Annotated in this window: 19 protein-coding genes; 14 read left to right on the top strand and 5 right to left on the bottom strand. The window is 67.9% G+C overall.

What is annotated here, in order from left to right:
* Positions 1-190 precede the first annotated feature (190 nt).
* From YM304_RS23085 to YM304_RS18240, 6 genes are all read left to right on the top strand, one after another.
* Positions 191-1,198, top strand: a complete 1,008-nt coding sequence (locus tag YM304_RS23085) for an ROK family protein (RefSeq protein ID WP_154723540.1) — start codon at positions 191-193, stop codon at positions 1,196-1,198.
* Positions 1,199-1,207: 9 nt separating this feature from the next.
* The gene (locus tag YM304_RS18260; protein WP_015443203.1) at positions 1,208-2,797 is read left to right on the top strand and encodes an AMP-binding protein; all 1,590 of its coding nucleotides are present in this window, start codon (positions 1,208-1,210) and stop codon (positions 2,795-2,797) included.
* A 132-nt stretch (positions 2,798-2,929) separates the two neighbouring features.
* Positions 2,930-3,934, top strand: a complete 1,005-nt coding sequence (gene ypfJ, locus YM304_RS18255; protein WP_083908460.1) for a KPN_02809 family neutral zinc metallopeptidase — start codon at positions 2,930-2,932, stop codon at positions 3,932-3,934.
* Between the two features lie 589 nt (positions 3,935-4,523).
* Positions 4,524-5,441, top strand: coding sequence for an alanine racemase (locus YM304_RS18250; RefSeq protein WP_015443201.1), 918 nt, complete (start codon positions 4,524-4,526; stop codon positions 5,439-5,441).
* 1 nt (position 5,442) lies between these two features.
* Positions 5,443-6,546, top strand: coding sequence for a DUF418 domain-containing protein (locus tag YM304_RS18245; RefSeq protein ID WP_015443200.1), 1,104 nt, complete (start codon positions 5,443-5,445; stop codon positions 6,544-6,546).
* 93 nt (positions 6,547-6,639) lie between these two features.
* Positions 6,640-7,149 (top strand): DUF4395 domain-containing protein, encoded by a 510-nt coding sequence (locus tag YM304_RS18240; protein WP_070105384.1) that lies wholly within the window; start codon positions 6,640-6,642, stop codon positions 7,147-7,149.
* Between the two features lie 45 nt (positions 7,150-7,194).
* Here YM304_RS18240 and mftE read toward each other — a convergent pair whose 3' ends face one another.
* Positions 7,195-7,932: a mycofactocin biosynthesis peptidyl-dipeptidase MftE gene (gene mftE / locus YM304_RS18235; protein WP_015443198.1), complete on the bottom strand. Its 738-nt coding sequence runs from the start codon at positions 7,930-7,932 to the stop codon at positions 7,195-7,197.
* A gap of 126 nt (positions 7,933-8,058) precedes the next feature.
* Here mftE and mftD point away from each other — a divergent pair, with 126 nt between their 5' ends.
* Positions 8,059-9,246, top strand: a complete 1,188-nt coding sequence (mftD, locus tag YM304_RS18230; protein WP_015443197.1) for a pre-mycofactocin synthase MftD — start codon at positions 8,059-8,061, stop codon at positions 9,244-9,246.
* Between the two features lie 103 nt (positions 9,247-9,349).
* Here mftD and YM304_RS23080 read toward each other — a convergent pair whose 3' ends face one another.
* The 3 genes from YM304_RS23080 to YM304_RS18215 all read right to left on the bottom strand — a co-directional run bounded on the left by YM304_RS23080 (position 9,350) and on the right by YM304_RS18215 (position 14,246).
* The gene (locus tag YM304_RS23080) at positions 9,350-9,769 is read right to left on the bottom strand and encodes a cyclic nucleotide-binding domain-containing protein (protein ID WP_015443196.1); all 420 of its coding nucleotides are present in this window, start codon (positions 9,767-9,769) and stop codon (positions 9,350-9,352) included.
* 136 nt (positions 9,770-9,905) lie between these two features.
* Positions 9,906-11,624, bottom strand: a complete 1,719-nt coding sequence (locus YM304_RS18220) for an alpha-amylase family glycosyl hydrolase (RefSeq protein WP_041298431.1) — start codon at positions 11,622-11,624, stop codon at positions 9,906-9,908.
* Positions 11,625-11,708: 84 nt separating this feature from the next.
* Positions 11,709-14,246: a beta-glucosidase family protein gene (locus tag YM304_RS18215; RefSeq protein ID WP_051071496.1), complete on the bottom strand. Its 2,538-nt coding sequence runs from the start codon at positions 14,244-14,246 to the stop codon at positions 11,709-11,711.
* 67 nt (positions 14,247-14,313) lie between these two features.
* Here YM304_RS18215 and YM304_RS18210 point away from each other — a divergent pair, with 67 nt between their 5' ends.
* From YM304_RS18210 to YM304_RS18190, 5 genes are all read left to right on the top strand, one after another.
* On the top strand, positions 14,314-14,628 hold the full coding sequence (locus tag YM304_RS18210; RefSeq protein ID WP_015443193.1) for a hypothetical protein: 315 nt from the start codon (positions 14,314-14,316) through the stop codon (positions 14,626-14,628).
* Positions 14,629-14,724: 96 nt separating this feature from the next.
* Positions 14,725-16,701 carry a GGDEF domain-containing protein gene (locus tag YM304_RS23075; protein WP_015443192.1) on the top strand — a complete coding sequence of 659 codons (1,977 nt, stop codon included), beginning with the start codon at positions 14,725-14,727 and terminating at the stop codon, positions 16,699-16,701.
* A 98-nt stretch (positions 16,702-16,799) separates the two neighbouring features.
* Positions 16,800-17,630, top strand: a complete 831-nt coding sequence (locus YM304_RS18200; protein ID WP_015443191.1) for an SDR family NAD(P)-dependent oxidoreductase — start codon at positions 16,800-16,802, stop codon at positions 17,628-17,630.
* 2 nt (positions 17,631-17,632) lie between these two features.
* Entirely contained in the window at positions 17,633-18,940 is a 1,308-nt protein-coding gene (locus tag YM304_RS18195) for a DNA-methyltransferase (RefSeq protein WP_015443190.1), read from the top strand.
* Complete coding sequence (locus tag YM304_RS18190) at positions 18,940-20,118, top strand: MFS transporter (protein ID WP_015443189.1); 1,179 nt, start codon at positions 18,940-18,942, stop codon at positions 20,116-20,118. Before YM304_RS18195 ends, YM304_RS18190 begins: the two co-directional genes overlap by 1 nt.
* A 143-nt stretch (positions 20,119-20,261) precedes the next feature.
* Here the strand turns inward: YM304_RS18190 and YM304_RS23070 are convergent, their stop codons facing one another.
* Positions 20,262-21,011, bottom strand: a complete 750-nt coding sequence (locus tag YM304_RS23070) for a YaaA family protein (protein WP_015443188.1) — start codon at positions 21,009-21,011, stop codon at positions 20,262-20,264.
* A gap of 43 nt (positions 21,012-21,054) precedes the next feature.
* On the opposite strand from YM304_RS23070, the gene YM304_RS18180 reads away from it, so the two are divergent.
* Both YM304_RS18180 and YM304_RS18175 read left to right on the top strand, forming a co-directional pair.
* Positions 21,055-21,252 carry a ferredoxin gene (locus YM304_RS18180; RefSeq protein ID WP_015443187.1) on the top strand — a complete coding sequence of 66 codons (198 nt, stop codon included), beginning with the start codon at positions 21,055-21,057 and terminating at the stop codon, positions 21,250-21,252.
* A gap of 17 nt (positions 21,253-21,269) precedes the next feature.
* Positions 21,270-22,622, top strand: a complete 1,353-nt coding sequence (locus YM304_RS18175; protein ID WP_015443186.1) for a cytochrome P450 — start codon at positions 21,270-21,272, stop codon at positions 22,620-22,622.
* Positions 22,623-22,633 lie beyond the last annotated feature (11 nt).

Below are 22,633 nucleotides of genomic sequence, written 5' to 3'. Positions count from 1 at the left end.
GCACGGGAACCTGCGAGGGTCGGAGCGTCGTGGCGGGTCGACATGGTGAATCACAGGGGTATCGGCGCGTTCGGCCCCGAAGTAGAGCCCAAATTCATCCCATCCCTCGTCACAGCGTAGACCAGCGGTGCGGTTCGAACCGAGCGCTCATCCGCTGGTGAGCCGTACATCCAGCGCTACCGTCGTGTCGATGACCGATCATGGCGACGTCGACGCTGGTGGCATCGACCCGAATCGTCCCGACGCCTCCACCGCAGCGGGGGCTGCCGAACACCCGGTGAGCGACAGCGGGCCGCAGAAGCCCCGGACCGATGTGGTCCTCGCGATCGACATCGGTGGCACCAAGTTCGCCGCAGGACTGGTGACCGCCCGCGGCGAGTTGATCGACCGAACCCGAGTCGAGGTCGAGAAGAACGCGCTGCCCGAAGCCCACTTCGACAGCCTCACCGGCATCGTCCGTCAGCTCATGACGCGAGCGCGAGAGCAGCATCACGCACGTATCCGAGCCGTCGGGGTCGGTTCGGCCGGGCCCATCGCACGCAACGTCGAATCGGTGTCGCCGGTCAACATCCCGGCGTGGCGCGAGTTCCCGCTCCGCGCTCGACTCGACGACCTCACGGGGCACGCGGTGTACGGCGACCTCGACGCCAAAGCGCTCGCACTGGCCGAAGGATGGCTCGGCGCCGCACAGGGACACCCGAACTTCTGCGCGATGACCGTGTCGACCGGGGTCGGCGGCGGCATCGTGCTCGACGGCGAACTCCTCGACGGCATGACGGGCAACGCCGGACACATCGGTCACGTCATCGTCGAGCCCAACGGACGCCGTTGCGGATGCGGCGCCCAAGGCTGCCTCGAGGCCGAGGCATCGGGGCTGGCCATCGAAGCGATCACCGGTCGTCCTCCGACCGAACCGACCTACGAGATCATGCAACGCACTGGCACGCTCGTCGGTCGCGCCGCCGCATCGGTCTGCAACTCGCTCGACCTGTCGCTCGTCGTGGTCGGCGGTTCGGTTGCGCTCGGCTTCGCCGCCACCTTCTTCCACGCTGCGCAGGTGTCGCTCGACGAGCACTGCAAACTCACCTACAGCCGCGGTGCACGCATCACGCCGTCGCGGCTCGCCGACTCGGGCCCGCTCATCGGTGCCGGCGCCGTCGGTTGGCGCGGCTTACGGAGAGCGCGCCGCGGGTTGTAGTTTCGGCCGATGGCCCTCATCACGGCATCACACCTCGACCGACAGCACGACGCCGCCGTCATCGACGAGTGGGGAACCACGACGTGGGGCGAACTCGACGACCGCGTCAACCGGCTGATCCATCACCTCCGGAACGCCGGCGTACAACCCGACGACCGCGTCGCGTTGCTCGCCGGCAACCGACGTGAGATCGAAGAGGTCTACCTCGCTTGCTCTCACTCCGGCTTCCACTGCGTACCGATCAACTGGCACTTCGCCGCCGACGAGGTGGCCTACGTGCTCGCCGACTCCGGCGCCACGGCCCTGATCGTGGCGAGCGAATTCGAAGCGCTCGCCGGCGCGGCGCTCGACATCGAACCCGACACGGCGACCACCACCAGACTCGTCATGAGGTCGCTCGACGGTGCCGTCGAGCCCGCCGCGCCCGATCGTACGACACACCGGCTCTCGAGTTACGACGACGCGCTCGCCGCCTCCGACCCGTCCGAACCCGACGGGCAGATGCTCGGCGGTGTGATGTTCTACACGTCCGGCACGACCGGGCGACCCAAGGGCGTCCGGAGCACCAGCTTCCAGATCAACACGCCCGTCGAAGTGCTCCAGTTGATGGCCGGGTCGATGGACAGCCTCGGCATCCCACAGAACGGGCGCACCCTCTTGTGCGGCCCGCAGTACCACTCCGCACAGTGGGCCTACAGCTACCTGCCGCTCATCGCCGGCGTCTCGGTCGTCATGCAGGCGAAGTTCATTCCCGAGCAGACCCTCGCCATGATCGACGAGTACCAGATCACCAACATCCACCTCGTCCCCACGCAGTTCGTCCGTCTGCTCCGAGTCGACGACGCCGCCAAGGAACGCTTCGACGGCAGTTCGCTCGTGGTCGCCGTCCACGGCGCCGCTCCGTGCGCCCCCGAGGTCAAGCGCCAGATGATCGAATGGTGGGGCCCCAAGATCATCGAGTACTACGGCGCCACCGAAGGCGGCATCGTGTCGATGATCAGCGCCGACGAATGGCTCGAACGACCCGGCTCCGTCGGCAAGCCGTCGGAGATGGTCGACGTCAAGATCGTCAACGCGGCAGGCGACGTCGCCGGGCCCAACGAGGAAGGCGTCATCCACGTCAAGAGCGCCATCGGCCAGGACTTCGAGTACCTCAACTCGCCCGAGAAGACCGCCGAAGCGCACACCGAGCCCGGCTACATGACCATGGGCGACATCGGATACATCGACGACGCCGGCTACCTCTTCCTCTCCGACCGCAAGATCGACATGATCATCTCCGGCGGGGTCAACATCTATCCCGCCGAGATCGAAGCGGTACTCGTCACCCACCCGCAGGTGCTCGACGTCGCCGTCTTCGGCGTCCCCAACACCGAGTTCGGCGAAGAGGTCAAAGCCACCGTGCAGCTCGCCGACGGCGTCGACTGGTCCCCCGAGCTCGAAGCCGAACTCGTCGCGATCAGCCGCGAGCACCTCGCCGGCTACAAGCAACCCAAGAGCTTCGACGTGATCGACGTGATGCCCCGCAGCGCCGCCGGCAAGCTGCTCAAGCGCGAACTCCGAGCCCCGTTCTGGGAAGGCAGCGGCCGCAAGATCTGACACTCCGCTCCCGTCACGAGCCCGCTCCGAACACGACGACGCCGGAGAGCGACGAGCATCGCAAACCGCGCTGCGGCGCACAGCAACCGCGATGGAGTCGCGGAACGGCCGCCGGGATGGAATGATGGGGGCATGACGAAGATCAGGTCTCGCGACTCCCGAATGATCCAAGACCGTCGCGGCCAGGGTGGCGGCGGCCGTTCGGGCGGCGGCGGACTCGGAGACCTGCTCGGCGGTGCGCTCAGCGGCGGTGGCGGTGGAGGAGGCGGCCTCGGCGACATCCTCGGTGGCGCGCTCGGCGGAAACCGCGGCGGCCGCTCGGGCGGCGGCGGCCTCAAGCTCGGCGGCGGCGTCATCGGCATCGTCGTGCTGCTCGCCACCCTCTTCCTCCCCAAGCTGCTCGGCGGAGCCTCGGGCACCGCCGCAGGCCTGGGAGGAACATCAGCCCCATCGAGCCAGTCGACCGGTGGCGACGACGACACGTGCAGCAGCGAAGCCGAACAGATCCTGTGCGGCGCCACGATCGACGTCCAGGAGTACTGGATCGAGCAGTACCCCGAGTCGTTCCAAGGCCTCGAATACCCGGTGACCCAGACCGTCTTCTTCTCCGGATTCACCAACACCGGATGCGGACAGGCATCGTCACAGACCGGACCGTTCTACTGTCCGGCCGACAACCTCGTGTACTTCGACCTCGACTTCCTCGCCAAGCTCCAAGCCGACTTCGGCGCCGAAGGCGACCTCGCCGCGCAGTACATCGTCGCCCACGAATACGGCCACCACATCCAGAACGCGCTCGGCATCAACGCCGAGATGCACCGCAAACAGCAGCAGGATCCCCGCAACAAGAACGCCTACTCGGTCGCCCTCGAACTGCAAGCCGACTGCCTCGCCGGCGCATGGGCCAACGACGCGAACGCCCGCAACCAGTTCGACTCCAGCTCCGAGATCGAAGAAGCGCTCAACGCCGCCAACGCCGTCGGCGACGACACGATCCAACAGGCGACGCAAGGACGCGTCGACCCCGAGTCGTGGACACACGGATCAGGCGAACAGCGGATGCGCTGGTTCAACGTCGGCTACAACACCGGCGACCCGAACCAGTGCGACACCTTCAGCGACCCCTTCAATCTGTGATGATTGTCAGCGGCTCGCCGCAAGCTCTCTGCTGAGCACGTCTGGTCGCCGCTGACCCCAGGCTTGGTCGCTGGCGCTCCCGGCGCCGGGCGCGTAGCGGTTCGTTGCTCGGCGCTGCCGCAGCTCGATGTTTGTCGGTGATTCTTCGTAACGATCATCGGCGGCTCCGCAACGATTATCGGCGGCTCTCCGCTGGCTTGCTGCTGGGTGGGTCTGGTCGCCGCCGATCCCAGGCTTGGTCGCTGGCGCTCCCGGCGCCGGGCGCGCAGCGGTTCGTTGCTCGGCGCTGCCGCAGCTCGATGATTGTCGGTGATTCTTCGTAGCGATCATCGGCGGCTCCGCAACGATTATCGGCGGCTCTCCGCTGGCTTGCTGCTGGGTGGGTCTGGCCGCCGCCGATCCCAGGCTTGGTCGCTGGCGCTCCCGGCGCCGGGCCGCGATGATTGTCGGCGGCTCGCCGCTGGTTCTTTGTGGGTAGGTCTTGTCGCTGCTGATCCTGGGTTTGGTCGCTGGGGCTCTCGTCGCCGGGCGCACGTGCGCGTCGTGGGGGTGCTGACGTGGGTTCGCGGTCTGGCAGTACATTCGTCGTGTGACGGTTCGGCTCTCGGTACGTACGGCGATCTGGCGAAGTCAGATCGCCCGGTTCGCCGCATCGATCGACGGTCTCGTCCCCGTCGTCAAAGGCAACGGCTACGGCTTCGGACGACGCCACCTCGCCGACATCGCCGCCGAGTTCAGCGACACCATCGCCGTCGGCACCGTGCACGAACTCGCCGACCTGCCCGACGACCTCGACGTCGTCGTCCTCACCCCGACGCTCACCGCACCTGCCGACGCGACGCCGATCCTCACCGTCGGCCGATCCGAACACATCGCTGCGCTGAGCGGATGGGCCGGACGCGTCATCGTCAAACTCGGCACCGAACTCCGTCGATACGGCGGCGACCTCGCGGTCGTCGACGAGGCCCGCGCCGCCGGGCTCGACGTCATCGGCGTCGCGATGCACCCCCCGATCGCCGGGACCGACGACCAGCGCGTCGAGCAGATCACGACCGCGCTCACCGGAGTCGACCCCGCCCTCGAGGTCTGGGTCAGCCACCTCGCACGAGACGCATACGCCGCGCTGCCCGACTCACACCGCTACCGACTGCGCGTCGGTACCGCGCTCTGGCACGGCGACAAGTCGGCGCTGCACCTCGGTGCCGACGTGCTCAACGTGCGCGCTGTCGAAGCCGGGCAGCCGGCCGGCTATCAGCAAGGGACGGTGCCGGCGTCAGGGCATCTCGTGATGATCGGAGCGGGCACCGCCAACGGGGTCACGCCGCTCGCCGACGGGCGCAGCCCGTTTCACTTCGGACGAACGCGCATGGCCCTGCACGAACCTCCGCACATGCACAGCTCGATGGCCTTCGTTCCCGACGGCGAGCCGCTGCCGGCGATCGGTGACTGGGTCGACGTGCAGCGACCGCTGCACATGACCGCCATCGACGAGTACCGCTGGCTGTGACATGACCGCATCGACGGTCGACCGGGCATCGCCTCCATCGGAGAGCATCGAACGGCTTCCCGGACCCGACGTCGTCCGCGCGTGCGCGCTGATCGGTGTGGTCGTGATGAACTATCACGGCTACCTGATGATCCGCGGCGGCGATCCCGGCACGGGATGGGCAGTCGACCTGTTCAACCCGTGGACCGGCCCGATGGCGACCCGATTCGCCGCAACGTTCGTGCTCATGGCCGGCGTGGGCGTGACCCTCCTGACCCGTCGAGCTGTCGCCGACGGCAGCGCCGACGTCATCCGTGACATGCGATGGCGACTCGTCCGGCGAGGGCTGGTGCTCTACCTCCTCGGTCAACTGCTCGACGTGATCTGGTCGGGCACGATCATCCTCTACTACGGCGCCATGTTCGTCATCGCCGCGCTCCTGTTCACGCTCGCGACGCGATGGGTGGTGGCCGTCGGGGTCGCCGCCGCGCTGGCCGGTTGGGGCATCAACACCTGGGCGCTGCAACGACGCATCGATGGCGAGTCGGTGAGTTGGCTGACCGATCCGGGCGACGATTCGATCCGCCGCTTCGCGTTCGATCTCGCGATCAACGGAACCCATCCACTGCTTCCGTGGCTCGTGTTCTTCTGCGCGGGCATCGTGCTCGGACGACTTCTCGGCGTCGAGCAACTCGACCTGTTGACGATCGGCGTGGGACTCGTGTTGTTCGCCGGCGCCTGGCTGATCGAGACGAGAGCGTCGACGCCGTTCCAGTCGGTGGTGTTGTCGACCGACCCGTTCGACCGCGGCATCGTCTACGCCGCGAGCGCGCTCGGCACGGCACTCGTCGCGTTCGGTGCGATCTCGTGGCTTGTCGCGCGCCTCGGCGGAGCGCTCGGTCCGCTGCGGCGAGCCGGCCAGATGACGTTGACGATCTACATCGCCCACATCCTCGTGTTCAACCTGCTCGTCGACTGGCTCGACTGGATCGAACCGGCCGGCCTCGGTACCGCCCTGACGTTCTCGGTGGCGTTCTGGGTCGTCGCCATCGCGGCGGCAGCGGAGTGGCACCGTCGCTTCGGTCGCGGGCCAGCCGAGCGCGTGTACCGCCATCTCGGCGGCTGAAACCGGTCGCATTCCGCCGACACCGCGGGCGAAACCTCAAACCCGACCAACTGGATCGGGAATTGCGCTCGTAGCGTGGAGGTTGTGCACCACGTGCGGAACTTCTTCAGCTTTCCCGATCCGGTGAACGAGACCTCGGCCCGGCTCGTGGCCGCGGGCGTGGTCGCTCAAGCAGTGCTCTTCCTGGTGCTCCGGGAGGGATGGTTGTTGGTGCCGCTGGCCTACGGATTCGCTGCTCGCGTGCTCACCGGGCCGACGATGTCGCCGCTCGGTCAACTCTCGGTTCGCGTCGTCACACCGCTCGTCGAACGGCGTTTCGGCGTCACGTCGAGGCGAGTGCCCGGCCCGCCGAAGCGGTTCGCCCAGCTCATCGGGCTCGGCTTCTCCGCAGCGGCCGCGATCGCCTGGTTCGCCGGGGCTCCGGTCGTCACCTACGTGCTGCTCGCCGGGCTCGTCGTCGCAGCATCGCTCGAAGCGTTCGCCGCCATCTGCATGGGTTGCATCGTCTACTCGGCGATCTGGGGATGCGACGACTGCGACGACATCAGCGAGCGCCTTGCCGCCGCGGTGAGTCGCGCTCGCGAACCCGTCACGGTCGACTGATCGTCGCGGCGCTCGACGTCGACCGTCGACCGTCGAGCGTTCGAGTCAGATCGGTGTCGGGTCGATCGGTCGCCAGGCTTCGATCTCGTGGACGAGGTCGGCGACGAAGTCGTTGATGAACCGTTCGCCTTCGTTGCCCGATGCCCCTTCGGGGTCGCCGAGCACGCCGGAGGTGCTGACGTTCATCACGCCGTGCGCACGGAGCGCCGGGAGGAGTTGGTCGAGTGGTGTGTCCGGCCCCGCCGTCGCCCGTTCGAGGCGAACGAGTCCCGGGTCGATCGCCAGCATCAGTGAGGTCTCGATGCGTCCGGCGTGCAGGTCGGGTGGGCCGCCGTCGGTGCGCTTCGGCCAACGCGGCGACCACGACAACACCGGCCGACGCTCGTACGTGAGCGTCGCGACCGCCTGTTTCAACGCCGCGTGATTGCCGCCGTGACCGTTGACGAAGACGATGCCGGCTGCCCAATCTGCGCTCCGACCGAGCTCGATCGCCACCTGTGACATGACCTCGGTGCCGATCGACAGCGTGCCCGCGAAGCCCGCATGTTCTCCGGACGCGCTCACCGAGATGGTCGGGCCGAGCATCAGCCCGTCGGTGCGATGAATCGCTCGACCCGCGATCTCCTCGGCGATCAGCGTGTCGGTGTTGAGCGGGAGGTGTGGACCGTGTTGCTCGGTCGACCCGACCGGGATGAGCACGATGGGCGACAGCGTGCCGTCGTCTCCGGCCATCACCGTCGCCGCTTGTCGAACCTCGCCCGAGGTGGCCTCGCCCAATCGCATCGGTGCCAGTCTTGCAGCCAGACCGGCATTCGGGTCGTGTGCACCGCGTTGCCGCCGACGTCACGGCCTCGGCGTGGACCGCGTCGGGCATTCGGACGAGCGACGGCCCGTCCGTAGACTGCGGTCGTGGAGAATCCCTGGTTCAACCCCTGGTTCGAGTCGATCGCCGTGGCGCAGAAGCGCGCCAAGCGGCGCCTGCCGAAGTCGGTGTACGGCGCGCTGATCGCCGGATCCGAGCGCGGACTGACCATGAACGACAACATGTCGGCCTTCGACGAACTCGGTGTCCGGCCGGTCACCGCCGGTCAGTCGGCGAGCCGCGACATGGCAACCGAGGTGATGGGCCAGCCGATCTCGATGCCCGTCCTGATCTCGCCGACCGGCGTGCAAGCCGTGCATCCCGACGGCGAAGTCGCCGTCGCTCGGGCGGCCGCCGCCCGGGGCGTGGCGATGGGGCTGAGCTCGTTCGCATCGAAGCCGATGGCCGAAGTGATCGACGCCAACCCGCAGACGTTCTTCCAGATCTACTGGGCGGGAGGGCGCGACGAGATGGTCGCTCGCCTCGCGCGTGCCAAGGAAGCCGGAGCCGTCGGCGCGATCCTCACGCTCGACTGGTCGTTCGTCCACAGCCGTGACTGGGGCAGCCCGCCGATTCCGGCGAGCATCGACCTGATGACCATGCTTCGGCACGGTCCCGAAGTCGCGCTGCGTCCGCGTTGGCTCCTCGACTGGGTCCGATCCGGTGCACTGCCGGCCCTCGGCGTGCCGAACTTCCCGACCGATCCGAGTGCTCCGGTGCCCGGCTTCTTCGAGGCGTACGGCGTCTGGATGGGCACGCCGCCGCCGACGTGGGACGACATCGCCTGGCTGCGCGAGCAGTGGGATGGTCCGTTCATGGTGAAGGGCATCGCCCGCGCCGACGAAGCCCGCCGAGCGGTCGACGCCGGTGCCACCGCGATCTCCGTGTCGACGCACGGCGGCAACAACCTCGACGGTGCCCCGGCTCCGATTCGCGTGCTGCCCGAAGTGGTCGCCGCGGTCGGCGATCAGGTCGAAGTGCTGATGGACGGTGGCATCCGTCGCGGGAGCGACGTGGTGAAGGCGGTCGCGCTCGGGGCGAAGGCCGTGCTGATCGGACGTGCCTACCTGTGGGGCCTCGCAGCCAACGGGCAGGCGGGTGTCGAGAACGTGCTCGACGTGTTGCGGATGGGCATCGACTCGTACCTGCTCGGCATGGGCAAGTCGTCGATCGCCGAGCTCTCGCCCGACGACCTCGTCATCCCCGACGACTTCAGCCCGCCCCCCGCCGACTGACCGAGCCCCACCGCGCCCCGAAAGGGTGATTTCTGCCCAGGCTGAATGTGTACGCGTGAGGGTGATTTTTGCCCAGGCTCGATGCGGTCGCGTGGGCGTTTGGTTACTGGAGGAGGCCGGGTTCGAGTTCTTGGAGTCGGTTGATCGTCGACACCAGGAGCTTGCGGGTCATCGTCGGTGACTCGTCGAGCAGACCGAAGAACTCGCGGCGAGAGAGCATCTGGAGTTCGAGGTCGGTCTCGGCGCGGACCGTTGCGGTGCGCGTGATGCCGGTGAGGACGGCCATCTCGCCGAGCACGGTGCCGGGGCCGACCGTGGTGACGAGACGACCGCGACGCCAGATCGTCGCCTCGCCGTCGGTGATGATGAACGCCTCGCGCCCGATCTCACCTTCGGTGATCAGCTCGGTTCCGGCCGTGACCGACATCGGTGTCATCCGCTGGCGTACCGACTTGATCTCCTTCTTCGACAGGTCGGCGAAGAGGTCGAGCTCGGCGAGCGTGTCGAGAATGTTGGTGGTCATCTGAGGCTCCTGAGGGTTGCCACCAACGTAGCGCTCGGCGAACAGCGGCCTCGCGAGCCGGCACCCGCGTCAGCCGACGTATCAGAACGTCAGCCGCGAACCCGGAACGTCAGCCCGACAGGTGGGAACGTCAACGTCAGCTGACGAACCAGATGGTGCTGTCGGGCGGGATGACCCCTGGCGTGTGCATCTCGGCGGGCGCCGACGCGAACATCGGGGTCGCGATCTCGAGATGGTCGTCGGTCATGTCGAGCGCGATCGGGGCATCGGTGACGTTGGTGACGACGACGAGGTCGCCGCGGCGCACGGCGACGAGACCCGGACCGAGGTCGACGAGATGTGCGGCAGTTCCCTGCGGCAGCGCGTGCTCTCGGCGGGCGGCGAGCAGTTCGCGGTAGAGCGCGAGCGTCGAGTCGTCGTCGGAGTCGAGTTCGGTGACGGCGAACTGTCCCCACCACGACGGCTGCGGCAACCAGGGTTCGGGGGCCTCGGCCTGGCCATCGGCGACGGCCGAGAAGCCGAACGACGTCGCTTCGTCGGTGGTCCACGGGAGCGGCACCCGGCAACCGTCGCGGCCGAGCCGTTCGCCGTTCGTCTGGAAGAACACCGGATCTTCGCGGCGATCGTCGGGGATGTCGAGCACCTCGGGAAGACCGAGTTCTTCGCCCATGTACAGGTACAACGAGCCGGGCATCGCCATCACCAGGCTGATCATGGCCCTGGCTCGCCGCGTGCCGGTCGTGACGTCGACCGTGCTGTTCTCGGTCTCGAGCGCGTTGTTCGACGCGCTGCTCTCGTCGGCGGCCGTCGCTCGGCCGAGGCGGGTGACGATGCGCTGGACATCGTGGTTGTTGAGCGTCCACGTCGGCGGGGAACCGAGCTCGAGGAGCCGGAGGGTCTCGGTGATGGCGTGCTCGATCGGAGCCTTGACCCACGGGGCCAACAACAGGTCGAACGCGAAGGCGGCGTGGAACTGCTCGGTATTGACGAATCGACCCATGAGGCCGGGGCGATCGGTCATGTAGGCCTCGGCGACCATCATGAGGTCGCGGCCCGGGTGGCGCTGCTCGTACTCGTCGATGGTGTTGCGGAACTGGCGCCACACCGCATGGCCTTCCTCGCGGAACACCGAGTACTCGTTCTCCCAGGTGACCTGAAGGAGCGCCGTGCCTTCGGGGACGGGTGGCTGATCGGGGAGGTCGGGGTGCTTGCCGACAGGGGTGATCGCATCGACACGGAACCCCTCGACGCCGCGGTCGAACCAGAACTCGAGGACGTCGGCGAACATCTCCTGCACGTCGGTGTTGGTGTGGTCGAAGTCGGGCTGGTGGGGAGTGAAGGTTCCGAGATACCACTGCGCGGTGTCGCCGACTCGGTACCACGCAGGACCGCCGAACGCCGCCATCCAGTTGTTGGGCGGCGCACCGTGGGGGTCGTCGCCGAGCGGTTTGCCGTCGCGGAAGTAGAACCGAGCGCGTTCGGGGCTCCCGGGCGCAGCGGCGAGCGCGGCCTGGAACCACTCGTGTTCGTTCGAACAGTGGTTGGGCACCAGATCCATGAGGATCTTGATGCCGTGGTCGCGGGCGTCGGCGAGCAGCGCGTCGAACGTGTCGAGCGTCCCGTACTCCTCGTGGATCGAGTAGTAGTCGGCGACGTCGTAGCCGTGGTCTCGTTGCGGCGACGGGTAGCACGGGTTGAGCCAGATGGCGTCGACGCCGAGGGAGGCGATGTGGTCGAGTCGTCGGCGGATGCCGTCGAGGTCGCCGACGCCGTCACCGTTGCCGTCGGCAAACGAACGTACGTAGACCTGGTACACCACGGCCTCGGACCACCAGTGCTCGGAGTGCTGCGTCATCCGGACAATGTAAACGCTTTCATCGCGAGTCGCCACCCGCCCGATGGGCTCGCTTCAGGTGCGCTCAGGTGTGCCCAGGTGGCCTCAGGTGATCGTGATGCGCAGGCGTTCGTGCTCGTCGTCAGGATCGGCGCTGGTCGCCACGACGATGTCGTACTCGCCGGGCTCGACCTTCCATGCGCCCGATTCCTCGTCCCAGTGGCGGAATGCGGAGCTGCCGAGCTCGATCGAGACGTCGCGACGGGCCTGGGCCGGCAATGACTCCTTGGCCCACGCCTTCAGCTCACGGACGGGCCGTTCGACCGACGGAGCGATCGGGGCGACGTAGCACTGGACCACCGAGGTGGCGTCGCGGTCTGAGGTGTTGGTCAGCGACAGCGAGACGACGATGGGGGAGTCGTCGAGCGACGCCGCGGTGTCGCTCGTGCGTGACGCGGTCGGCGTGCTCCACTCGACCGAGCCGTAGCTCAGCCCGTGTCCGAGCCAGAAGCGCGGCGCGACATCGTTCGCTTCGTAGTGACGATGGCCGATGAAGAGCCCTTCGGCGTAGCGCTGCTGCGGTGGGCGGCCGGCCGAGCGCACCGGCTCGTGGTGTTCGAAGGCCGGCGTGTCGGCAAGGCGCTGGGGGTACGTGATCGGCAAGCGACCCGCCGGGTCGGCGACACCGGTGAGCACGTCGACCATCGCCTCCGCTTGCTCCTGACCGGCGAAGAACGACGTGACGATCGCAGCCGCCGGACGAGGATGATCGTCGGCCGCCCAGTCCATCGAGACCGGGGAGCCGGCGTTGACCACCACGACCGTGTTCGGGTTGGCGGCGACGACCCGCTCGACGAGTTCGTCTTGTCGTCCGGGCAGGCTCATGACTTCGCGGTCGAACCCCTCGGTCTCCCACTCGTCGTTGGTGCCCACCACCACGACGGCGACGTCGGCCTCGGCTGCGGCGGCGACCGCCCGGTCGATGAGATCGCTGGGCTCGGGCGGGCGGACGCCGATGCGCAGTGCTGCGAAGCCGTTCTCGGCGGAGGTCCGCCACTTGACCTCGAGGTGCACCGGCTCACCGGCGCGGCACTCGACGGTGGCGACCGACTCCTCGCTGCCGTACCCGAAGAACTCGCGAGTGCGTGGCAGGAGCATGTCGGGGTCGTCGACGACCACGATCGGGTCACCGTCGCCGGTGCGGGCGGTCATCGTGACCGGACCGGTCGAGACCACGCCGATCTCGTGGGGGCCGTCGATCTCGGGAACGAACGATCCGCTGACGCGGGCGCCGAACGCCGTGGCGTCGATCTCGTCGGGCGTGGTCCCGAAGAAGCGGATCATCGAGCTGGAGGTGACGGTGTCGATGGTGGCCGGTGCGTCCCAGTCGGTGCCGTTGACGTATTCGAGGCGGAGCCCGTCGGCGCCGTCGGGAGTGCGGAGCCGGGCGCTGCGCACGATCGGAGTGAGTCGGTCGATGCGCACCCCCGGCTCGTAGCGGACGTCGGTGTCGGGCCCGACTCGGTCGCTCAACGCGTCGAGGAGCGTCCGGTGGTCGAACGGCGTGAGGCTCGCCGAGCCCCCACCCATCGACCGGTCGATCACCGCGTTGGGGCCGATGACCGCCATCGACGCGAGTCCGTCGAGCGCGACCGGCAGGACCGGGTGGCCGCTCGAATCGATCGGCTCGTTGCGCAGCAGCACGGTGCCGCCGATCGCCGCTCGGCGCGTGAGTGCTCGCTCGGCCGGGTCGTCGATCGACAGTTCGGGCTCGTCACAGTTCCGCTCGTCGGCCTTCGTGCGGTTCATCACACCGAGCAGGTCGCGGACGAGGCCATCGACCGTCTCCTCGGTGACCGATCCGGCCTCGATCGCGGCGAGCAGCCGATCGCCGTACACCCGCACCGGGGCGGGCATCTCGAGGGTCAGTCCGGCGTTGGCGGCTCCGACGGGTTCGTGCACGCCGAACCAGTCCGACACGGCGAACCCGTCGAAGCCCCACTCGCCTCGCAGGATGTCGGTCAGCAGCCGTCGGTTCTGTGCGGCGAACTCACCGGCGACGCGGTTGTACGCGGTCATGATGCCCCACGCGCCGCCTTCCTTCACCGCTCGTTCGAACGGGCGCAGGTAGAGCTCGCGGAGCGGCCGCTCATCGACATCGACGTCGACCGTCATGCGATCGATCTCGGTGTCGTTGCACACGAAGTGCTTGACGGTCACGGCGACGTCGTGACGCTGCACGGCCCGGACGTAGCTCGCTGCGAGTGCGCCCGACAGTTCGGGATCCTCCGAGTAGCACTCGAAGGTGCGGCCGCCGATCGGAGTGCGGTGCAGGTTGACGGTCGGGCCGAGCAGCACGTGGGCGCGTTTGCGGACGGCCTCCCGTCCGAGCAGGTCGCCGATCTCGCCGAGCAGGTCGGGGTCCCACGACGCTCCGAGGGTGATGCCCGCGGGCACCGCCACGCCCGGGGTTCCGGCCGACCCGTGTCCTTCGCCGCGGATCCCGGTGGGACCATCGCTCATCTTGAGCTGTGGAATCCCGGCCTCGGGGAACGCTTTGGTGCGCCAGTTGGTCTCGCCTGCCACGAGCCGACACTTGTCGGCGAGCGAGAGGGCGTTGAGCGCGGCATCGATGTCGATCACGCCGCAGATGATGCCACGGCGGGCGCCAGTTGACGTCCCGGTCACGCCGAGGCATCAAGGTGAGGGCATGAACTTCTCATGGAAGAACACGCCAGCATCCATCCGGACGGCGATGGTTTCGGCCATTCTCGGCTTCGTCGTTCGGTGTTCGTCGACCACGACGAGCAGCCGCAACGGTCGACTGACCGAGTGCAGCTACTTCGACGGAGGCGCTGCCTTCTTCGGCGTCGTCGCCATCATCACCGGTCTCGTCGGCTGCGTCGTGGCGTTCAAGCGAACCGACGACAAGACGTTGATGCTGGTCATCTCGATCGTGTCGGTGGGTGTGGGTGTGCTTCACGTGTTGCGCGGGGTGGGCACTGTGGGTGGTGCTTGCAACTGATCGACGGCGCAGCGGCAACAGCCACACGGGGAAAAGTGGGTGCGGCATCGTCACGATTCTCTCAAGTGCGCCCCGTTCTGTGCCGAAAGCCACTACGTGACCGCAACCGACAACGAACTCGCGTCGCCCCCGCCGCACGGCTCGTCGCCGGACGATCGCACAGCGTCGAAGTCGGCCGACGCGCCGCCGTCGATCATGGACGAGATCGAGGCTCTTGCGGCGCTCGTCGGGGAGACGGAGGAACAGTCGGACTCACCGATCCCCGCTCCGACCGCGTCGATCGCCCGCTCGCGCCCGATGCTGACCACGCCGGTTGCGGATTCGACGCCGGACGAAACGCTCCACGCTCGGGTCGAACCTTCGGTCGTGTCACCCGCGAGCCCGCCCGACGTCGCAGCTCCGACCGACGTCGCGGCCGTCGCCGACGACGGTCTGCTCGCTCCCGCAGTCACTCCGCTCACCATCGAACCGCTGAGCCTCGAACCACTGAGCCTCGACTCGCCGGCGTCCGACCCTGTCGTCGCTGACGCGATCGTCGACCCGGTCGCACCCGATGTCGTGCCGATCGAGCCGGTGCGGACGTTCCCGATCGACGCCGACTCCCCGCTCGCCGACATGCCGGTCGACGCCACGATTCCGATGGATCGCCTCGCCCCGGGCGACGTTCTCGACGGTCTGAGCGTGCCGGCACCGCCTGCACCTCCTGCCCCGCCGAGCGGGTCGTCGAACACGCCCTACCCCTCGGGCGTGCTCTCCGACGCCAGCCGGCTCGTCGTGCTCGACGCGATGCCGGTGGCGGTGTTCCTCATCGACTCGATGGCCACGATTCGCTTCGCGAACCAGCGCACCGCCGACATGTTGGGCCTCACACGCGAGGAGTTCCTCGGGCGCAGCGTCCTCGACTTCGTCAACACCGCCGACATCGATTTCGCCGCCGAACTGTTCAACGTCGGAACGCGGTGGGAATCGCAGATGATGGGACCGAGCCGCATCCGGTACGTCGACTCGAGCGGGCAGTCGCACTGGACCCAGGTGTGGGCGCAGGCGTGCCCGGAAGAACTGGGGATCGAGGGATACATCGTCTCGCTCACCAGCGAGTCGGTGCGCGACGTGCTGGCGACCGCCGTCAGCTCGGTCGCCGCCGACGACACCATCGACCACACGCTCAAGGCGATCGCCCTCTCGGCTCGAGCGCTTCCGCTCGACGGCATCGGTGCCGTGCTCATGCCCGATCCGTCGGCTGGCGATTCGTCGACCGAACTCCGCATGATCGGCGACTGGCCCATCGACGACAAGGCGATCAACGCGCTCGGCACGCCGTGGCGAAAGGCGCTCGAAGAAGGCGTCGCCTGCGACATCGACGACGTCGCCGCCTCCGGGCTCGCACCCGCCGCCCGACAGCTGCTCGGAGAAGCCGGTGTCGCCGCGCTCTTCGTGCGCCCGATCGTCGACGCCAACCGGACCGCGGTCGGAGTCCTCGTGGTGTTCCGCTCCGAGGCCGGCACCGCGAGCCCGAACCAGGAAGACCACCTGATCGATGCCATCCGCCTCGCCGGCATGGCGTTCGGTCAGAAGCGTCGTCGACTCGAACTCGAGACCGCTGCGTTGCGCGACTTTCTCACGGGCGTCGGAAACCGCGCCGCACTCAACGACCGCCTCAAGACCGAGCGGCGTGCCGCCGACGTGCTGTTCATCGACCTCGACCGGTTCAAGGCGGTCAACGACACGTACGGACACGACGTCGGCGATCAGGTCGTCTCGATGGCGGCCGGCCGAATCGAGAACACCGTGCGACGTGACGACCGGGTGTATCGCACCGGCGGCGACGAGTTCGTGGTGCTCTGCGAAGCGAGCGGCGACGACGAAACCGAACGCGTCGTGCTCGCCGAGCGCATCATCGACCGCCTGAAGGAGCCCTTCGCGATCGGTGACGACGACATCCGAATCGGCGCGACGGTCGGCATCGCCGCCGCCGGCGACCGGTCATTGCTCGACACCGTTCGGGCCGCCGATCAGGCGCTCTACGCCGCCAAGGAGCAAGGCGGCGCCGGCTGGGCCCACGACGAGACCTGACCGCGTCGTCGACCTGACCGGCCACATCGTCGCGCGATGGTCGCGCGGTCCGTGTGGTATCGACCGCTCGTCGCGCGAGATTCTCTAGATTGGCTCGAATGGCTGAGACTGTTGGGGTACTCGACCGCGGGCATGTTGCGGTGATCACAGGTGGAGCGAGCGGGATCGGACTCGCTGTCGCCGAGCAGCTCATCGAGCGTGGCATGCGCGTTGTGCTCGCCGACATCGACGAACCGAAGCTGCGCGACGTCGAAGCTCGGCTCACCGAAGCAGGCGCCGACGTCACCGGCGTCATCTGCGACACCGCCGACGAATCATCGGTGACCGACCTCGCCGAGGCGGTGCTGTCGAAGTACGGCGCCGCTCATCTGCTCTTCAACAACGCCGGCATCGCCGGAGTCGGAGATGCCTGGACCGGCGACATGAGCCTCTGGCATCGGGTGGTCGGCATCAACCTCTACGGCGTCGTGCACGGCATCCGCTCGTTCCTGCCGATCATGACCGAGCAGGGCATCGGCCACATCGTCAACACCGCTTCGATCGCCGGGCTCATCGCCGTGCCCGGGCTCGGGCCGTACAACGCCACCAAACACGGAGTCGTCGCGATCAGCGAAGGGCTGTTCATCGAGCTCGGTGTCACCGAGTCGCCGGTCGGGGTGAGCGTGCTCTGCCCCGGCTTCGTCAAGACCGACCTGATGGACGACGAGCCGGCCTCGGTCGAGAGTCCCGTCGGGGCACTCGTCGGTGCGGCGCTCGTCGAGGGCGTCGACGGAGGCATTCCCGCGACCGATGTCGCCACCGCTGTGGTCAGCGCTGTCGACGACGGGCAGTTCTGGATCCTCACGCACGACGACAGTCGTCAACCACCAATCGAACGCATGCAGCGAGCTGCGTCGCAGACCAATCCACCGCTGATCGGGGAGAACTGAACATGGGAACCTCGACGTCGGAATTCGGTGTCAGCAAGCGCGAGTCGCACGACTCGACCGACTTCTACGCGCGCTTCGCGCCGCCCGAGATCAGCGAAGACGACGAGCTCGGCGCACCTGCGCAGCTCGACACGATCCACGTCGGCGACGCGCGTGACATGTCGAAGGTGCCCGACGCGTCGGTCGCCCTCGTCGTCACGTCACCGCCGTACTTCGCCGGCAAGGCGTACGAGACCGCACTGGGCGAGGGCCACATCCCCGCCGACTACGTCGAGTACCTCGAGATGTTGCGGTCGGTGTTCGCCGAGTGCCTGCGCACGCTGCAACCCGGTGGTCGACTCGCGGTGAACGTGGCCAACCTGGGTCGCAAGCCGTACCGCAGTCTCGCCGCCGACGTCACGACGATTCTCCAGGACGACCTGCGGATGTTGCTGCGTGGCGAGGTCATCTGGCAGAAGCAGCGCGGCGCCAGCGGTTCGTGCGCGTGGGGGTCGTATCAGTCTCCCGCCAACCCGGTGCTGCGCGACACGACCGAACGGGTGATCATCGCGAGCAAGGGACGGTTCGACCGCGTCGGTCGCGGCGACGACGGAAGCGGTGGAGACGGGGCCGCCACGATCCCGGGCGACGAGTTCATGGAAGCCACGCTCGACGTGTGGGAGATTCCGGCCGAGAGCGCGACGCGTGTCGGACACCCGGCGCCGTTCCCGGTCGCGCTCGCCGAGCGGTGTCTGCACCTCTTCACGTACGAAGGCGATGTCGTGCTCGACCCGTTCATGGGGTCGGGGACGACCGCGGTCGCAGCGAAGCGGACCGGTCGCAGCTTCATCGGCTACGACACCGAACGTTCCTACGTCCGCCAGGCCATCGAACGCGTCGAGTCGCTCGCTCCCACCGATCTTCCCGACCGGCGGACCGTCAAGGACATGGCTCGCTCGCTGCTCGCCGACTGCGGGTTCGAGACGCTCGACGACAACCCGCGGATCGCTCCCGGCGTCACGGTGAGCGTGCGCGGGCAGCGCGCCGATGGTGTGTCGCAACTCTTCGAGTTCGGTGGCGTGCACACGCCGTCGCGACCCGGCATGACTCGCGTCGAAGCCGTGTGGAAGACGATCGCCAAGGCGTCGATCCTGCGCGAGAGCGGCAGCGGTGAATCGCTCATCGTGCTCACGTCGGGCACGGTTCGCGGCGGCCCGTTGTCGACCGTCACCGGTGAGGGCAAGCCGATCGCCGCGGTCATCGACATGACGCTCGACGACGCCGCCGAGCGTCTGATGGCGGCGGTCGAAGAAGTCCGTTCGCGCGGCTGATGACGCAGCGGCCCGATGTGACGGGTCCGCTCCCCGGAGATTCGCGCGCGCTGACCTCGGTCGCCGTGCAGTTCTTCGTCAACGGTCTGGTCGTCGCGTCGTTCGTCCCGCGCCTTCCCGAGATCCGCGACCGCATCGACGTGTCGACCGGCGTGCTCGGCGTGCTGCTCGCCTGCGGCGGCGTCGCTGGATTCGCCGGGAGCGCCATGGTCGGTCCGCTCATCTCGCGCTTCGGGACGCGTCGCCTCCTCATCGGCGCCGGCGTCGTGTTGGTCGCCGCGCTCGCCGTGGTCGGTCTCGCCACGACACCCGTCGTCTTCCTGGCCGGCCTGCTCTTCCTGTGGTCGAGCGACGTGCTGGTCGACTCGGCGATGAACCTCCAGGGTTCGTGGATCAGCGGCCGCCGACGGGTCCCGGTGATGAACCGCCTGCACGGCTTGTGGAGTCTCGGCACGGTCGTCGGGGGAGTGACGGCCGCCCGCGCCGCCTCGTCGGGCGTGTCACTGCGAACGCACTTGCTCGTCGCCGCGCTCGTGTTCTTCTGTGTACTGGTCTTCGTCGGTCGGGGCCTGTTGGTCGACGACGAACATGCCGGGGAGGACGAGATCGTCGATGGCGGTTCGTCACCGATCCGTCGCCGCACGGGGCCGCTGGTGTTGCTCGCGCTCGGTGGCGCGTGCTCGCTGGTGATGGAGATGACGTCGAGCGACTGGGCGGCATTTCGCCTCAGCGACGACTTCGGCGCCTCGGCCGGTGTCGCCGGTCTCGCGTACGTGGCTTTCACGGCGGGCATGACGCTCGGTCGGTTCGGTGGCGACTGGGCCATCGCGCGATTCGGCCGACAACGGGTGTTCAACACCGCGATCGCGGTCACGCTCGCCGCGCTCGTCACCGCGTCGTTCGCTCCGGATCGTTGGCTCGTCGTCGCGGCGTACGTCGTTGCGGGCCTCGGCATCGCGACACAGTTCCCGAAGCTCTACGACGACGCCGCGAAGCACCGGGGTCGACCCGGGGCCGGGCTCGCTGCGCTCTCGGCCGGGTCGCGTCTCGCGTCGATGACCGCGCCGGCGATCGTCGGCGTTCTCGCAGCGTCGAGTCTGTCGGTGGGATCGGCCACGGCGCTCCTCACGATCCCGGCGGCGCTGGCCTTCATCGCACTCGCCCTCCGCTCGAGGTGATTTCTGCCCAGGCTCGATGTGGTCGCGTGAGGGTGATTTCTGGCCAGGCTCGATGTGTGCGCGTGAGGGTGATTTCTGCCCAGGCTCGATGTGGTCGCGTGGGGGTGATTTTTGCCCAGGCTCGATGTGTACGCGTGGGGTGGTCAGGTGATGGGGGTGACCGAGAGCTCGAAGCGGGGATCGGACCAGCGGTCGACCGCCGCGAGACCGTCGCGGAGGATGGCGGCGGCGAGCGTGCCCTTGGCGGCTTTGGCGAAGTGCCCGCCCGGTTTGCCCGACGGATCGACGAACTCGATCGACACACCCGTCACCCGATCGTCGGGCGTCCACGCCGCCCGGTGTTCCTTCGGAAGCAGGTCGATGATCACGCGCGGTGCCTTGGCGGTGCGCCCCGAAGCGAACTTGTTGAGCGTCTCGGAGAGATCATCACGCCACCAGGTCGACAGCTTGCCGAGCGGGGCCAGATTGGCGCCCATCTTCAGGCGATAGTCGGGGGTCGGGTCGTCGGCGCGGACGAGTCCGAGCAGCCCCGACACGACGACGATCCGGCGTCGTTCCGCCGCCGCGAGCGACGCCGGATCGAGGTGATCCCACACCACGCCCGTGTACCGCTGCCAGGCCGGCAACGTCGGCGCACCGCGCAACGACGCGTTGGCCGACAAGGCCCGGGCGAGGTGATCGCCCTTCACGCCGAGCAGTTTCTCGTTGCCGCCACGGACGGCCGAGAGCGCCTCCGCGACGTCGCGGCGGCGTTCGGCGAGCCCGCGAAACGCTCCCGCGTCCTCTGACCATCCTGTGTCTTTTTGGGATTTTCCGCCTGGCGCCTTGCCTTCTGACGGCGGAAGCAGCAAGATTGGAACACTGTTCGAAAAAGTTTGGGCGAGGCGAACCATCTCGGGGAGTCTGGCGCAACAGCACCAACTTGCAGGAGTTCACATGCAGATCCATCTCGATGCCGAGAAGTGCCAGGGCCACAACCGCTGCTACGCGCTGGCGCCCGAGCTCTTCGACGTCGACGACTACGGCCAAGCCGTGTTGCTCGACGACGGCGAGATCGATCCGAGCCTGCACGACAAGGCACGGCTGGCTGCGGCCAACTGCCCCGAGTACGCGATCACCCTCACCGGTGACTGAGCAAGGACGGACCCCGAATGACCGACACCGTTGACACCGACACGCCCGCAGCGAACGACTCGCCCGCGCCCACCGGAGGTCGTTTCGCGGAACGCGACCCCATCTTCGGCGACTCGCCGGAAGGAACCGACGTCTGGCAGCGCGTTCCCTACAACCCCGACGACTACGGCACGGTCCGTGACTTCGCCAACGACTTCGACCACGCCGACCCCGACTACAACCCCAACGCACCCGAGGTCTGGAAAGACCTGCGCGAGTCGGGGTGTCCGGTCGCCCACTCCGATCGCTACGGCGGCATGTGGGTGCCGATCACGCACGACACCGTGCACGAGGTCGCCTACGACACCGATCACTTCACGAGTCGCGCCGTCGTCGTGTCGGTCGGTCGCCCCGGCGACCTGGCCATGCCCGCCCCGATCGGTGGCGTCCCGCCGATCTCGAGCGACCCACCGTTCCACAACCAGGCTCGCCGACTCCTGCTGCCGCCGTTCGCGCCCAAGCAGATCGAGCCGTGGGAAGACGAGATCCGTTCGCTGTGCAAGCGGCTGCTCGACGACATGGGCGAGATCGTCCCGGGCGAGACCGTCGTCGACGCCGCCGTCCAGTACGCGCAGCACATCCCGGTCAACGTGATCGGTCGCATGCTGGGCTTCCCCGAGAAGGACGAAGCGCTCTTCCGCAAGTTCGTCCACGATGCGCTCGAACGCATCAACGAGGAGCCGGGGACCCGCGACGGCCTCGACGAGCTCGGCAAGTACATCGCCGCACAGATCCAAGATCACCGCGACAACCCGCGTGACGACCTCACGGGCTACCTCATGAACGTCGAACTCGAAGGGCAGAAGCTGTCCGACGAGATCGTCGGCGGCTCCATCATCCTGCTGCTGATCGCCGGAATCGACACGACGTGGTCGGCCATCGGTTCGTCGCTGTGGCACCTCGCCCAGACGCCGGGTGACCGCAAGCGTCTCGTCGACGACCCCGAGGTCATGACGTTCGCGCTCGAAGAGTTCCTCCGTGCGTACGCGCCGGTCACCATGGCGCGCATGGTGGCGAAGGACCACGACTTCCACGGCTGCCCGATGAAGAAAGACGACTGGGTGCTCCTGCCGTTCCCGGCCGCCAACCGCGATCCGAAGCAGTTCGAGGATCCCGACACGTTCGTCATCGATCGTGAAGAGAACCGTCACGCGGCGTTCGGCCTCGGCATCCACCGATGCCTCGGCTCGAACCTCGCGCGCCTGGAGTTGCGTGTGGCGATCGAGGAGTTCATCGCTCGGTTCCCGAACTTCGAACTCGCCGGCGAGGTCTCCTGGTCGGTCGGCCAGATCCGTGGGCCGCGCGTGTTGCCCGTCCGCATCACCGAATAGGTTCGGCGCCG

The organism is Ilumatobacter coccineus YM16-304 (genome assembly GCF_000348785.1).
Lineage (GTDB): Bacteria > Actinomycetota > Acidimicrobiia > Acidimicrobiales > Ilumatobacteraceae > Ilumatobacter_A > Ilumatobacter_A coccineus.
This window is presented reverse-complemented; position numbering and strand designations above follow the sequence as displayed.

Coding starts and splice junctions, on each gene's coding strand:
- YM304_RS23085 (WP_154723540.1), top strand. CDS start 191: ATGACCGATCATGGCGACGTCGACGCTGGTGGCATCGACCCGAATCGT.
- YM304_RS18260 (WP_015443203.1), top strand. CDS start 1,208: ATGGCCCTCATCACGGCATCACACCTCGACCGACAGCACGACGCCGCC.
- ypfJ (WP_083908460.1), top strand. CDS start 2,930: ATGACGAAGATCAGGTCTCGCGACTCCCGAATGATCCAAGACCGTCGC.
- YM304_RS18245 (WP_015443200.1), top strand. CDS start 5,443: ATGACCGCATCGACGGTCGACCGGGCATCGCCTCCATCGGAGAGCATC.
- mftE (WP_015443198.1), bottom strand. CDS start 7,932: ATGCGATTGGGCGAGGCCACCTCGGGCGAGGTTCGACAAGCGGCGACG.
- YM304_RS23080 (WP_015443196.1), bottom strand. CDS start 9,769: ATGACCACCAACATTCTCGACACGCTCGCCGAGCTCGACCTCTTCGCC.
- YM304_RS18220 (WP_041298431.1), bottom strand. CDS start 11,624: ATGACGCAGCACTCCGAGCACTGGTGGTCCGAGGCCGTGGTGTACCAG.
- YM304_RS18210 (WP_015443193.1), top strand. CDS start 14,314: ATGAACTTCTCATGGAAGAACACGCCAGCATCCATCCGGACGGCGATG.
- YM304_RS18200 (WP_015443191.1), top strand. CDS start 16,800: ATGGCTGAGACTGTTGGGGTACTCGACCGCGGGCATGTTGCGGTGATC.
- YM304_RS18195 (WP_015443190.1), top strand. CDS start 17,633: ATGGGAACCTCGACGTCGGAATTCGGTGTCAGCAAGCGCGAGTCGCAC.
- YM304_RS18190 (WP_015443189.1), top strand. CDS start 18,940: ATGACGCAGCGGCCCGATGTGACGGGTCCGCTCCCCGGAGATTCGCGC.
- YM304_RS23070 (WP_015443188.1), bottom strand. CDS start 21,011: ATGGTTCGCCTCGCCCAAACTTTTTCGAACAGTGTTCCAATCTTGCTG.
- YM304_RS18180 (WP_015443187.1), top strand. CDS start 21,055: ATGCAGATCCATCTCGATGCCGAGAAGTGCCAGGGCCACAACCGCTGC.
- YM304_RS18175 (WP_015443186.1), top strand. CDS start 21,270: ATGACCGACACCGTTGACACCGACACGCCCGCAGCGAACGACTCGCCC.